General features: G+C 61.4%; 11 protein-coding genes. 1 reads left to right on the top strand and 10 read right to left on the bottom strand.

Features of this window, described 5'->3' with window-relative positions; translation table 11 throughout:
• Positions 1-8: 8 nt before the first annotated feature.
• From LNV06_RS01520 to aptA, 10 genes are all read right to left on the bottom strand, one after another.
• A complete protein-coding gene (locus LNV06_RS01520) occupies positions 9-1,394 on the bottom strand; it encodes a DUF3138 family protein (RefSeq protein ID WP_263536480.1) in 1,386 nt (461 codons plus the stop codon).
• A 54-nt stretch (positions 1,395-1,448) separates the two neighbouring features.
• Positions 1,449-2,306, bottom strand: coding sequence for an ABC transporter permease subunit (locus LNV06_RS01515; protein WP_263536479.1), 858 nt, complete (start codon positions 2,304-2,306; stop codon positions 1,449-1,451).
• A complete protein-coding gene (locus tag LNV06_RS01510) occupies positions 2,303-3,265 on the bottom strand; it encodes an ABC transporter permease subunit (protein WP_263536478.1) in 963 nt (320 codons plus the stop codon). Before LNV06_RS01510 ends, LNV06_RS01515 begins: the two co-directional genes overlap by 4 nt.
• Positions 3,266-3,280: 15 nt before the next feature.
• A complete protein-coding gene (locus LNV06_RS01505) occupies positions 3,281-4,369 on the bottom strand; it encodes an ABC transporter ATP-binding protein (protein WP_263536477.1) in 1,089 nt (362 codons plus the stop codon).
• A 38-nt stretch (positions 4,370-4,407) separates the two neighbouring features.
• A complete protein-coding gene (locus tag LNV06_RS01500) occupies positions 4,408-5,499 on the bottom strand; it encodes a polyamine ABC transporter substrate-binding protein (protein ID WP_411970068.1) in 1,092 nt (363 codons plus the stop codon).
• A gap of 193 nt (positions 5,500-5,692) precedes the next feature.
• A complete protein-coding gene (locus tag LNV06_RS01495; RefSeq protein WP_263536475.1) occupies positions 5,693-7,093 on the bottom strand; it encodes an aspartate aminotransferase family protein in 1,401 nt (466 codons plus the stop codon).
• 18 nt (positions 7,094-7,111) lie between these two features.
• Positions 7,112-8,479 carry a glutamine synthetase family protein gene (locus tag LNV06_RS01490; protein WP_263536474.1) on the bottom strand — a complete coding sequence of 456 codons (1,368 nt, stop codon included), beginning with the start codon at positions 8,477-8,479 and terminating at the stop codon, positions 7,112-7,114.
• 54 nt (positions 8,480-8,533) lie between these two features.
• Positions 8,534-9,301: a gamma-glutamyl-gamma-aminobutyrate hydrolase family protein gene (locus LNV06_RS01485; RefSeq protein ID WP_263537481.1), complete on the bottom strand. Its 768-nt coding sequence runs from the start codon at positions 9,299-9,301 to the stop codon at positions 8,534-8,536.
• A gap of 50 nt (positions 9,302-9,351) precedes the next feature.
• A complete protein-coding gene (locus LNV06_RS01480; RefSeq protein ID WP_263536473.1) occupies positions 9,352-10,680 on the bottom strand; it encodes an NAD(P)/FAD-dependent oxidoreductase in 1,329 nt (442 codons plus the stop codon).
• 9 nt (positions 10,681-10,689) lie between these two features.
• Positions 10,690-11,997 carry an omega-aminotransferase AptA gene (aptA, locus tag LNV06_RS01475; protein WP_263536472.1) on the bottom strand — a complete coding sequence of 436 codons (1,308 nt, stop codon included), beginning with the start codon at positions 11,995-11,997 and terminating at the stop codon, positions 10,690-10,692.
• Between the two features lie 172 nt (positions 11,998-12,169).
• Here aptA and LNV06_RS01470 point away from each other — a divergent pair, with 172 nt between their 5' ends.
• The gene (locus LNV06_RS01470) at positions 12,170-12,640 is read left to right on the top strand and encodes an Lrp/AsnC family transcriptional regulator (RefSeq protein WP_263536471.1); all 471 of its coding nucleotides are present in this window, start codon (positions 12,170-12,172) and stop codon (positions 12,638-12,640) included.
• The last annotated feature ends 8 nt before the right edge of the window (positions 12,641-12,648 follow it).

Here is a 12,648-nt window from a genome sequence, read left to right as displayed (position 1 = left end):
AAAAGACCTCAGAAGCTGACCACCATCGAGGTGCCCAGCAGGTGGTTGCGCTTGCCCCAGCTGTTGTCGCTGCGGTTCAAGAAGACGGCCTCGCTGGCAGCGTCCATGCGGTATTCCAGCTTGAACAGCGTGGTTGGGTTGAACAGATAGTTCAGGCCCAGGGTCAGGGCATAACGGTCTGCGCCCTTGGCGGCGCCAATTGGGTCAGGGTTGGCTTCGTCCCAGGTGAAGCCATTGCCACGGCCCAGGCCGTTACGGCCGTCATTGTCGCTGTAGCCAAACAAGCCGCCGCCGTTCTTGCTATTGCTCAGGTAGTCCAAGCGCGCCACGGCTTCCCAGCGCGGGATGAATTTGTAGGCGGCCAGGGCGGACAGGCCGGTCCAGCTGGCATCACGCAGTTGCCCGTCGTCGTGGAAGATGGCGCTACCTTTTTGGCGGCCCCAGCTGACTTGGCCTTGCAGGGTCCAGTCGCCGCGGATGAAGTAGGCATCGGCTTCCAGCAGATCCACCCGGGTGTCGCGCGCGCGCTCGCCTTCGGCCAAGAGGGCGTCGGCCGCGTAGTTGTAGGCCTTGCCATGCAGGCCGGTGAAACCAAAGCCCTGGAACTCACCCTTGGCATAGTCGACGCGGTAAATCAGCGCCGGCGTGGTGTTGCCACTGGACTTGCGGGCATTGTTGACATTGGCCAGTCCGGCCTTGACCAGCCATTTTCCCAGGGTCAGATCCAGCACCGCGCCGGTGTAGGCCGTGGGCGCGGTGAAGTCAAACAAGAGGTTGTGAGTAACCAGCTTGTTCAGCGGCGACAGCGTCATCTCATAGCCGGTCCAGTCAGGGATCTGGCCCAGCCAGAGCCGGGTTTGCAAATCGCCCAAGGGGATGTTGACCGAGGCTTCGTGCACGATGGAGCCGCCATTGAAGACCGCCCCCGTGCCGCGCTCGGGGGCCAGGGTCAGACGCCATTTGGTGCCGCCTTCCATTTCCTTTTGGAAGTCGATCAAGGCCATGCCGAAATAGCCGTTGTCGTAGGCGTAGGGGTCTTTGTTGAGCAGTTGAAAGCCCGCGCTGTCTTGAGCGCGGTTATAGATAAAGGCCGGATCGATGAAGCCGCTGATTTTTAAGTTCTTGGTGCCCATGGCTTCGGCCGCGTCTTCCAAGGCCTCGGTCTTGACCGCAATGCGGTTGAACTCCTGGGCTTGCTGCGGCGTCATGCCCCACTGCGCGGCGGCCGGAGCTTTGGCTTCGGCCGCTTTGAGTTTCTCTTCCAACTGATTGACCCGTTCGCGCAGCGCGCGCAACTCTTTCAGTACTTCATCATTGGTCTGGGCCAGGGCGAAGCTGGGGAAGGCCGCGGCAAGAGCCATCGTCAGCGCGGCGAGCGTGAAGGAATGTTTCAAGATCGTCTTCCTTTTTTTAGAGCGAGGAGGAGGGAGGAAAAAGGGGAAGTGCTATCAGTGGCCGCCACGCATGGCCGCGGCCATCTCGGCGCTGCGTCGGCGTTCGGCCTTGGCGATCAAGTAACTGGCCAGCACCACGCCAATGGCCACGACCACAATGATGACGGTGGCCACCGCATTGATGCTGGGGCTGACGCCCAGCCTTGCTCTGGAGAAGATCACCAAAGGCAGCGTGGTGGAACCCGGGCCCGACAAAAAGGCCGACAGCACCACATCGTCCAGCGAGAGCGAGAAGGTCAAGAGCCAGGCCGACAACATGGACTGCGAAATCATCGGCAAGGTGACCAGATAAAAAACCTGATGCGGCCGCGCCCCCAGATTCATGGCGGCCTCCTCCAACTGCGGACTCAACTCGCTCAGACGCGCCTGGATGACCACCGTGGCATAGGCCATGCCCAACAGCAGATGTCCCAGCCAGATGGTCATAACGCCACGCTCCGGAAATCCCAGCGCCCGCTGCATGGACACCAACATCAAGAGCAAGGAAAGTCCCACGATCACCTCGGGCATCACCAGCGGTGCATTGATCATGCCGGCGAACAAGGTGCGGCCGCGGAAGCGCTTGTACTTGACCAAGGCAAAGGCGGCAAAGCAACCGAGCAAGACCGAGGCGGTAGCGGTGGCCACTGCAATCTCCAGCGAAAGCTTCAGGCCGCTCAGCAACTCGGTATCGCTGGCCAGGGCCGTGTACCACTTGAGGGTGAAACCACCCCAGACCGAGGGCAGCTTGGAGTCATTGAAGGAGTAGATGATCAGGGTCAGGATGGGCAGGTAGAGAAAGGCGAAGGCCATCACCATCCAGCCGATGCCAAACCGGCGGCTGCCCTTGGGGCCTAGCAGCGCGCGCTTCATGGCCGGCCTCCTGCGGCGCTTGGGCCCTTGCTTTGGCTCTCGGCCTGATAGCGGTTGAACAGGGCCAGCGGCACGATGATCAAGAGCACCATCACCACGGCCACCGCCGAGGCCATGGGCCAGTCGTTATTGCTGAAGAACTCATCCCAGAGCACGCGGCCAATCATCAAGGTCTGCGGGCCGCCCAGCAACTCGGGGATCACGAACTCACCGACGCAGGGGATGAAGACCAACATCGAGCCGGCGATGATGCCGGCCTTCGACAGCGGCACGGTGATGCGCCAAAAGGCCTGCCAAGGCGTGGCACCCAAATCGCTGGCCGCTTCCAGCAGGCGCAGATCCATCTTGGCCAGATTGGCATAGAGCGGCAGCACCATAAAGGGCAGATAGGTGTAGACCATGCCGACCACCAAGGAGAACGGCGTGTTGAGCAGCTTGCCCAGGGCGGGGATCATGCCGGCAGCCAGGAGCAGTTGATCCAAGCCCAAGGCCTCAATCGCCTCGGCCACCCAGCCGTGCTCACCCAGCAAGCCCTTCCAGGCATAGACTCGCAAGAGAAAGCTGGTCCAAAAGGGCAGCATCACCAACATCAGCAGGGCCGGTTGCAGCGAGGCCAGGGCGCGCGCCATGAAGTAGGCAAAGGGATAGCCGATCAGCAGGCAGCCGGCGGTGGTGATGGCCGCGTATTTGAGGCTGGCCAGATAGGCCTTGATGTAGAGATCATCTTCGGTGATGAAGACATAGTTGCTGGTCTTAATCGCTAGGCGCCAGACCCCATCGGCGTAAGTAATCAGGTCTTTGAAATGCACCGTCTCCATTTCCGAGACGCTGATCTTCATGACGATCAGGAAGGGCAGGGCAAAGAACAGCAACAACCAGCTGTAGGGCAAGGCAATCACCGCATGCCGGCCCGAGAACAGCTGAGAGAGGCGAGCCCGCAGACCTTGAACTGGCTTCATGTGCTTGCCCCGGCTTCAGTGCGTGAGCACCACTTGCGAGCTGGGCGACCAGGAGGCCCAGACCTCTTGATCCCAGGTCAGTGGATGCTCGCGGTAACGTGCCAGATTGCTCTCGCTGACCTTGATCAGTTGTCCGCTGGGCAGTTGCAAGTGATAGACGGTGAAGGCGCCGAAGTAAGACAGCTCCCGCACCTTGGCGCGCACCTGGTTGAAATCACCCTCGGGCTTGTCGCTGCTGAGGCGGATTTTCTCGGGTCGCAAGGCCACGCTCACTGCCATGCCGGCGGTGCCGGTGATGCCATGGCCCACATAGTGCTGGCAGTCGGCGCAGGCGATCACCACATGGTCGGGTTCATCGACGCTGAGCGTGCCTTCCATCAAATTGACATTGCCGATGAAGTCGGCCACGAAGCGGCTGGACGGGGTTTCGTAAATATCCGCCGGTGCGCCGATTTGCAGGATGCGGCCTTCACTCATCACCGCGATGCGGGTGGCCATGGTCATGGCTTCTTCTTGGTCATGGGTGACCATCACGCAAGTCACGCCCACGCTTTCGATGATGTTGACCAACTCGATCTGGGTTTGCTCGCGCAGCTTTTTGTCCAGCGCACCCAGCGGTTCGTCAAGCAAAAGCAGCTGCGGTTTCTTGGCCAGGCTGCGCGCCAGGGCGACCCGTTGCTGTTGGCCGCCCGAGAGTTGGTGCGGCTTGCGCTGTGCATACTTGCCCAGCTGCACCAGCTTGAGCATGGCCTCGACCTGAGTCGCGATTTGATCTGTGGGCAAGCCATCGCGGCGCAGGCCGAAGGCGATGTTGTCCCACACGCTGAGGTGCGGAAATAGCGCATAGCTCTGGAACATCATATTGATGGGCCGCGCATAAGGCGGCAGGCCCGCCAGGTCTTGGCCATTCAAGATGATGCGGCCGCTGCTGGGAGTTTCAAAGCCCGCCAACATGCGCAGCAAGGTGGTCTTGCCGCAGCCGGAGGAGCCCAGCAGGGCGAAGATCTCGCCCTTGGCAATGTCGATGGATACGCGGTCCACGGCCACGGCGCCACCGCCGAAGTCCTTCACCACATTGTCGATTTGGAGGTAGTTGCTGCTCATCGGTGAAGGATTCCAGCTGAGGCCGTGGCAGGGCGGGTTTACAGACCGGTCTTGAAGGAGGTGTAGATGCGGGTCATCTGGCGCCGGATGTCGTTGTTGATGGAGTCGGGCGCCGCCATCTTCTTCATGTCTGCATCGCTCAGGAAGACGCTGGGGTTGTTGGCCACCTCAGGCTTGACGAACTTCTTGGCCTCCTTGTTCGGGTTGGCGTAGAAGACCTTGTTGCTGAGGTTGGCGTGCACCTCGGGGCGCAGGATGTAGTTGATGAATTTGTGGGCGTTGCCGGGGCGAGGTGCGTCGGCCGGGATCACCATCACATCCATGAAGATGATGCCGCCGGTCTTGGGGATCAGGGCTTCGATCTTCTGGCCGGTCTTGCCGTCGATGGCACGCTGGCGCGCGATATTGATGTCGCCCGAGAAGCCCAGCGCCAGGCAGATCGAGCCATTGGCCAGGTCATTGATATAGCCAGATGAGCTGAACAAGGTGACGCTGGGGCGAATCGCCTTCAGCAAGGCCGGTACAGCCGCAAAGTCGCCGATGGACTTGGTGTAGGGCGGCTTGCCCAGATAGTGCAGGGCGGCGGGTACCACCTCGGTGGCCGAGTCCAACATGCTCACACCGCAGCTCTTGAGCTTGCTGATGTACTCAGGCTTGAAGAGCAGGTCCCAAGCGTTCTCGGGCATGGGCATGCCGCCGAGTGCCGCCTTGACCTTGTCCACATTGATGCCGACGGTGGTGAAGCCCCAGAGCCAGTTGACGAAGAATTCATTGCCGGGGTCCAGCTTGGCGAGCTGCGCCTGCACCTCGGGGTCGAGGTTTTTGTAGTTGGGGATCTGGCTCTTGTCGATCTTGCGCAGCAAGCCGCCGTCGGCCTGCAGCTTGGCCCAGTAGCTGGAGGGCACGACGATGTCGTAGCCGGTCTTGCCGGCCACCAGCTTGGCGTGGACGATTTCGTTGTTGTCGAAATTGTCGTAACGCACCTTGATGCCGGTTTCTTTCTCGAAGTTCTTGATCGTGTCTTCGGCGATGTAGTCGGACCAGTTGTAGACATTGAGGACTTTTTCTTCCTCTTGCGCCTGCGCCACCGGGCTCATCAAGCTGGCCGCAGCCAGCAAAGCGGCCGACATCACCGAATTCAAAGTCGCGCCGAAACGGGGGAGGGGGCGACGCGAAGCGATCAAGTTCATGGAAGGTTTCCTCTCAAATAGGGCTGAGCAAAAACAAGCAAGGATCTGCAATGAGTCTAGGGTTTGTGGGCGCGCTGCCCATCCACCGAAACCCGCAGTTGTGGCGGACAAGACACCGCCGCAGCACTGGGGCTTACAGCAAATCTCGACGCATCAATTCCTCCAGCGTCAAATCCAGGCAGCGGCGAACCAGGGTCATCATTTCGTCGATCTGTGCCCGCGTCATCACCAGCGGTGGCGCCACGATCATGCGGTCACCCACGGCGCGCATGATCAAGCCGTTGCCGAAGCAATGGGCGCGGCACATCATGCCGACCTCCAGCGCCGGGTCGAAGACCTGGGCGGCTTGTTGGGCAGAGGCTTTTTTCTTCACCAATTGCACCGCGGCCATCATTCCGCAGCTCTGGGTTTCGCCCACCAGCGGATGCTCGTTCAGCTCTGCAAAGCGCTGAGCAAGGTAGGGTCCGATGTCTTCGCGCACATGCTCCACCACTTTTTGCTCGCGCAGCAGCTTCAAATTGGCCAGGGCCACGGCGCAAGCGGTGGGGTGGCCTGAATAGGTGAAGCCGTGGTTGAACTCCCCGCCTTGCTCGATCAAGACCTTTGCCACTCGTTCGCCCACCAGCACACCGCCCAAGGGGATGTAGCCGGACGTGACGCCCTTGGCAAAAGTCATCAGATCGGGCTTGAAGCCCAGGGTCTCGCAGCCAAACCAGTTGCCGGTGCGGCCAAAGCCGCAGATCACTTCGTCACTGACCAGCAAGATGCCGTACTTGTTGCAAATGCGCTGGATCTCGGGCCAGTAGGTCGAGGGCGGCACGATCACACCGCCCGCGCCTTGCACCGGCTCGCCAATGAAGGCCGCGATCCGGTTGGCGCCCAGGGCCAGGATCTTGTCTTCCAGCCAGCGGGCGGCCTTGATGCCGAAGTCTTCGCGGCTCATGCCCTGGCCATGCTCAAACCAATGCGGCTGCTCGATATGGCTGATATTGGGAATGGGCAGTCCGCCTTGCGCATGCATGCCGCTCATGCCGCCCAGCGAGGCCCCCGCCATGGTGGAGCCGTGATAGCCGTTGTTGCGGCCAATGATGACCTGCCGCTCCGGTTGCCCCAACACATCCCAGTAGCGCCGCACCATGCGCACAATGGTGTCGTTACCTTCCGAGCCCGAGCCGGTGAAGAACACATGCTCAAAGCCCGCCGGCGCAATCTCGGCCAACACCTCGGCCAACTCGATGGCCGGCATGGTGGCGGTTTGGAAGAAGGCGTTGTAGAAGGGCAGTTGCTTCATCTGCTCGGCGGCGGCATCGATCAGGCTTTGTTGCCCGTAGCCGATGTTCACGCACCAAAGACCGCTCATGCCGTCAAGAATCTTGTGGCCCTCGCTGTCCCAGAGATAGATGTTGTCGGCCCGCGTGATGATGCGTGAGCCTTTTTTGGCCAGGCCTTGAAAGTCGGTGAAAGGGTGCAGAAAGTGGCTGGCATCCGCGGCCTGCCAAGCCTGGGTGCTACGTGTTGTTGTCGTTGTCGTCATGACTTCATTCCTTGTGCATCAAACATGCAGCAGCAGGTGCTCGCGTTCCCAGGGCGAAATGACCTTCATGAACTCCGCGTACTCGATCTCTTTGACCTCGGAATACACGGTCACAAAGGATTCACCCAGCACGGCCGCCAAGTCCTTCTCGGCGCGCAGCAGATTGAGGGCTTCGCCCAGGCTACGCGGCAGTTGGAAGTCGCCCAAATACGCGTCCCCCTTGCACTCCGGCGAGGGCTCGACCTTGTTCTTGATGCCCAGGTAGCCGCAGGCCAGCGTGGCGGCGAGTGCCACATAGGGGTTGGCATCGGCGCCGATGACGCGGTTCTCGATGCGGCGCGCATTCGGCTCGGCCAGCGGTGAGCGGATGCCGACGGTGCGGTTATCCGTGCCCCATTGAATATTGATGGGCGCTGCAGTGAAGCGGGCCAGGCGTCGGTAGCTGTTCACATAGGGGGCGAACAAGGCCATGGCAGCCGGAATGTATTTTTGTAAGCCGCCGATGTACCAAAAGAACTCTTGGCTGGGCGAGCCGTCTTCATTGCTGAAGAGGTTGCGGCCGGTTTTCTTATTGATCACGCTTTGATGCACATGCATGGCGCTGCCGGGTTCGCCGGCAATCGGCTTGGCCATGAAGGTGGCAAACATATCGTGGCGCAGTGCCGCCTCGCGCACCGTGCGCTTGAAGAAGAACACCTCGTCGGCCAAGCCCATGGGGTGGGCGTGGAAGAAGTTGATCTCCATCTGCCCGGCGCCCACCTCATGGATCAAGGTGTCGACGTTGAGTTCCATCTTCTCGCAGTAGTCGTAGACGTCTTCGAACAGCGGATCGAACTCATTGACCGCGTCGATGGAGTAGGCCTGGCGCGAAGTTTCGGCGCGGCCGGAGCGGCCGATGGGCGGCTTCAGCGGCATGTCGGGGTCGCTGTTTCGGGCCACCAGATAGAACTCCAACTCGGGTGCCACCACCGGGTCCCAACCCTCGGCTTCAAACAAGCCGCAGACGCGGCGCAAGACCGAGCGCGGTGCAAAAGGCACCAACTCGCCATGGCGATCAAAGCAGTCGTGGATGATTTGCGCGGTCGGGTCGATGGCCCAGGGCACCAGGCGGGCCGTGGTCGGGTCGGCGCGCAGATGCATATCGCGGTCGTTCGGGCTGATGACGTCGTAGTAAGGCCCTTCTTCGGGGAACTCGCCGGTCACGCCCATGGCTACCACCGCTTCGGGCAAGCGCATGCCGCGGTCTTCGGTGAACTTTTGGCGCGGCAGGATCTTGCCGCGCGCCACCCCGGTCAGGTCAGGGACCAGACACTCGATCTCGGTCACCCTTTGTTGTTGCAGCCACTGTTCCAACTCGCTGAAAGAAAATTGCGTTCGATTCACCATCGTGATTCACCTTGAAGCTGTGTTCTTGAGACCGAAGGGAGTGGAGGCTTGGCGCTAGGTTTCTGGCTCTAAGCCATGTTTGCTGCTTTGGTAGTTGCTGCAGGCCTGGCCGAAAGCCTTCAACAAGGCCATGGACACCGGGTTGCTGGCGGCGCGCCACTCCGGGTGCCACTGCACGCAGAGATTGAAGCCCTTTGAGTCCGCATGGGAGAAGGCTTCGACCAAGCCGTCTTCCGCCACCGCCTCGATGCGCAAGCCGGGGGCCAACTGCTTGACCCCTTGACCATGCAGGGAGTTGACCGCGAAGGCTTCGCGCCCCAGCAAGTCGGCCAGCAAGCCGCCCGGCAGCACTTGCACCTGGTGTTGCTCGGCGTACTGCACCTCGGGCGGTTGGCCCTCGGGTGCGCGGTGATCGTTCAAGCCGCTTTGCTCCTGCACCGCCTGATGCAGCGAGCCGCCCAGCGCCACATTGGCTTCTTGAAAGCCGCGGCAAATGGCGAACAGGGGCATACCCAGGGCCAGGGCTTTGGGCACCAGGGGCAGGGTCCAGGCGTCGCGCTCAGCATCCAGCGGCAGGGCGGGGTTGTGCACCGTTTCATCGAAATGGCTGGGGTGCACATTGGAGGGCGAACCTGTCAGCAGCACGCCGTCGGCCAGCGCCAACAGTTCATCCAACTCTTCAGGTGTGCTGGACGGCACGATCAGCGGCAGGCAGCCGGCCAGACGCACCGCGTCGATGTACTTTTTGCCGGCGATGTGAAAGGGGTGATCCCCCACCATGCGGTTGCAGGCGGGCACCAGCACGACCGGCTTGCCCTGCATGACTGATGATTGCTTTTTCAGAATGACGCGGGTTTCAGCAGTTAGCGAAGTCAAAGCATGTCCCTCAATCGGTAGTAGCTCATGCCCAGCACCAAGGCCGGCATGCGCATCAATCGGCCGCCAGGGAAGGGGCGGTGTTTCAGGCGAGCAAAGGTGTCAAAGCGGCCGGCGTCGCCCAGCATGGCTTCGGCGACCAATTTGCCGGCCATGCCGCTCAAAGCCAGGCCATGGCCCGAGAAGCCTTGCAGGTAGTAAATGTTTTGTTGGCCGCCCAGTCGACCAAAATCAGGGGCGCGGTTCATCGAGATGTCGACAAAGCCGCCCCAGCCGTATTGCATTTGCACGTCCGCCATTTGCGGGAAGCTCAGCAGCATGCGCTCACGCATGCTGGCCTTCAGGTCGCGCGGAGAGAGCGTGCTGTAGCTGACCCGACCGCCGTAGAGCAAGCGCTGGTCGGCGGTGGGGCGGAAGTAGTCGAGCACGAAATTGGTGTCGCAGACCGCCGCGCGCGAGGGAATCAGTGCCCGCAGTCGCTCTTCCGGCAGGGTCTCGGTGCAGGCGATATAGGTGCCCACCGGCATGATGCGGGCGCTCAAACTCGGGGCCAACTGTGGCGCAATCTCCGGCAGATAGACGTTGCCTGCCAGCAGCACTTGCTTGGCCTTGACTTGCCCAGGGCCGCTGGGTGATGCGGTGCTCAGTGTGATCTGTCCTTGGGCTTCTTGCATGGACGAAACTGCGCTGTGCTCAAACAAGCTTACCTTCAGCGCAGCCGCTGCTTGGGCCAAACCCAGGCAGTATTTGAGGGGGTGCAAATGGCCGGAGGCGCTGTCGTACACACCGCCGTGGAAGCGTTCACTGGCGATCCAGTTGGGCATCTCGGCGGCCGTCAGCCAGCGTTGCTGGTGCCCATAGTCGCGCGCCATGCCTTCGTTCCAGTCCTGCAATTGCCGTGCTTTGCGAGGGCTGGTGGCCAGGCTGAGATAGCCCTCTTGCCATTCGCAGTCAATGCCAAAGCGCTGGCAGCGCTGCTGGATCAAGGCAATGGCTTCCAGGCTCATGGCCCAGATGCGTTGCGACTCGGCCAGGCCAAGTTGCGCCTCGATGTTCGCTTGCTCGCAGGCCAGGCCGGCCAGGGCTTGGCCACCATTGCGGCCCGAGGCACCGCCGCCAACTTGGCCCGCTTCCAGCAAGACCACCGTCATGCCGCGATCCGCCAATTCGATGGCGGCCGAAAGTCCCGCTAGGCCGCCGCCGACGATGGCAATGTCACAAGCGATGCTGCCCTGCAAGGGAGCGAACTGCTGCTTGCGCGGCGCGCTGGCAGCATAGTAGCTGTCTTGCGCCAGTTTGCGGTCTGAGTCGAGCAGCGAACTCATATTGAAAAATCAAGCCGCCCGTTTGAGTGCGCCGCGCACGGTGTCGACGATGTGATCGATGTGCTGACGCTCGATGATCAGCGGCGGGCTCAGGGCGATGGTGTCGCCGGTGGTGCGGATCAAGACGCCTTTCTCCCAGCAGTCCAAAAAGACCGAGAAGGCGCGCTTGCCGGGCTCGCCCGGCAGCGGCGCCAATTCCACGCCGCCGACCAGACCGATATTGCGGATGTCGATCACATGCGGCGCGTCTTTGAGCGAATGCAAGGCTTCGGCGAAGTAACCCTGCATTTCGGTGGCGCGGGTCAGCAGGCCGTCTTCGGCATAGGTGTCCAGCGTGCCCAGCGCGGCGGCGCAGGCCAGTGGGTGGGCCGAGTAGGTGTAGCCGTGGAAGAACTCGATCAGGTGCTCAGGGCCTTGCATAAAGGCGTCGTAGATGAAGTCCTTGGCCAGCACTGCGCCCATGGGCACGCAGCCGTTGGTGAGGCCCTTGGCCACGGTCATCAGGTCGGGCGTGACGCCAAAGGTCTGGGCGCCAAAAGGATTGCCGGTGCGGCCAAAGCCGGTGATGACCTCGTCAAAGATCAACAAGATGCCGTGCTTGTCGCAGATCTCACGCAAGCGTTGCAGATAGCCTTGCGGCGGGATCAGCACGCCGGTGGAGCCGGCCACCGGCTCGACGATGACGGCTGCGATGGTGGAGGCGTCATGCAGGGCGATGACGTTCTCTAAGTCATTGGCGAACTCGGCCCCGTAAGCCGGCTGTCCCACCGAGAAGGCATTGCGCGCGGGGTCGTGGGTGTGGCGGATGTGGTCCACGCCGCCCAGCATCTGGCCGAACATCTTGCGGTTGCCGACCATGCCGCCGACCGAGATGCCGCCAAAGTTGACGCCGTGATAGCCGCGCTCGCGTCCGATCAGCCGGGTTCGCGCGCCTTCGCCGCGGACGCGGTGGTAGGCAATCGCCATCTTCAGCGCGGTGTCCACCGACTCCGAGCCCGAGTTGGTGAAAAAAGCCTTGCTCATGCCGGCGGGCGCCAGGGCGGTCAGGCGCTCGGCCAACTCGAAGGCTTTGGGGTGGCCCATTTGAAACGGCGGGGCAAAGTCCAGCTCGGCGGCTTGCTTTTGAATCGCCTCCACGATGCGCGGCCGGTTGTGGCCGGCGTTGACGCACCACAGGCCGGCGATACCGTCCAGCACTTGGCGGCCTTGGTCATCGTGGAAATACATGCCGTCGGCACGGGTGATCAGGCGCGGTGACTTTTTGAACTGGCGGTTCGCGGTGAACGGCATCCAATAAGCGTCACGGGGGCTGGACATGGGCGGGTACTCCTAGATCTGATGGGGCGAAGGGGCCCTGGATCTGCCCCTCTTCTGCCTAACAGTCTAGTCAAGCGGTGACGCAATGTGCGAGCGCATTGGGACCCGATAAACCCGTGGATTTGCAATCCGCTGCGATAATTCATCGACAAAACGACGAATTATTCGATTTATGAGTTCTGAAGTGAAATTGGATGCGATCGACCGCAACATCCTGAACGAACTGCAGCGGGATGGTCGTTTGCCCAATATTGAGCTGGCGCAGCGGGTGCACCTCTCGCCCTCGGCCTGTTTAAGGCGCGTCAAGCATTTGGAGGAGTCAGGCGTGATTGCCCAGTATGTGGCGCTGCTGAACCCCAAGGCGGTGGGCAAGCAGGGCACCAGCTACACCATCATCAATCTGGAGCGGATGACGACCGCCGCCTTGGCGGCCTTTGAGCAAGCGGTGCAAGACAGTCCAGACATCCTGGACTGCTTCTATGTGGCGGGGACCAATGACTATGTGATCCGCTTTGCCTACAAAGACGCCGAGGAGCTGGAGCGCTTCCATACCGACGTCTTGATGCAACTGCCCGAGGTGGCAAGGTCCAACTCCATGCTGGTGCTGCGCACCATCAAGAGGACCACGGCGTTCAATCTTTGAGCCGTCTC

The organism is Paucibacter sp. Y2R2-4, from assembly GCF_025717535.1.
In the GTDB taxonomy this organism is placed as follows: domain Bacteria; phylum Pseudomonadota; class Gammaproteobacteria; order Burkholderiales; family Burkholderiaceae_C; genus Paucibacter_A.
This window is presented reverse-complemented; position numbering and strand designations above follow the sequence as displayed.

What these genes read in the sequence shown, in the direction of transcription:
- LNV06_RS01510 (WP_263536478.1), bottom strand. Translation starts at nt 3,265, where the DNA reads ATGAAGCCAGTTCAAGGTCTGCGGGCTCGCCTCTCTCAGCTGTTCTCG.
- LNV06_RS01515 (WP_263536479.1), bottom strand. Translation starts at nt 2,306, where the DNA reads ATGAAGCGCGCGCTGCTAGGCCCCAAGGGCAGCCGCCGGTTTGGCATC.
- LNV06_RS01500 (WP_411970068.1), bottom strand. Translation starts at nt 5,499, where the DNA reads ATGTCGGCCGCTTTGCTGGCTGCGGCCAGCTTGATGAGCCCGGTGGCG.
- LNV06_RS01505 (WP_263536477.1), bottom strand. Translation starts at nt 4,369, where the DNA reads ATGAGCAGCAACTACCTCCAAATCGACAATGTGGTGAAGGACTTCGGC.
- LNV06_RS01470 (WP_263536471.1), top strand. Translation starts at nt 12,170, where the DNA reads ATGAGTTCTGAAGTGAAATTGGATGCGATCGACCGCAACATCCTGAAC.
- LNV06_RS01490 (WP_263536474.1), bottom strand. Translation starts at nt 8,479, where the DNA reads ATGGTGAATCGAACGCAATTTTCTTTCAGCGAGTTGGAACAGTGGCTG.
- aptA (WP_263536472.1), bottom strand. Translation starts at nt 11,997, where the DNA reads ATGTCCAGCCCCCGTGACGCTTATTGGATGCCGTTCACCGCGAACCGC.
- LNV06_RS01485 (WP_263537481.1), bottom strand. Translation starts at nt 9,301, where the DNA reads ATGCAGGGCAAGCCGGTCGTGCTGGTGCCCGCCTGCAACCGCATGGTG.
- LNV06_RS01480 (WP_263536473.1), bottom strand. Translation starts at nt 10,680, where the DNA reads ATGAGTTCGCTGCTCGACTCAGACCGCAAACTGGCGCAAGACAGCTAC.
- LNV06_RS01495 (WP_263536475.1), bottom strand. Translation starts at nt 7,093, where the DNA reads ATGACGACAACGACAACAACACGTAGCACCCAGGCTTGGCAGGCCGCG.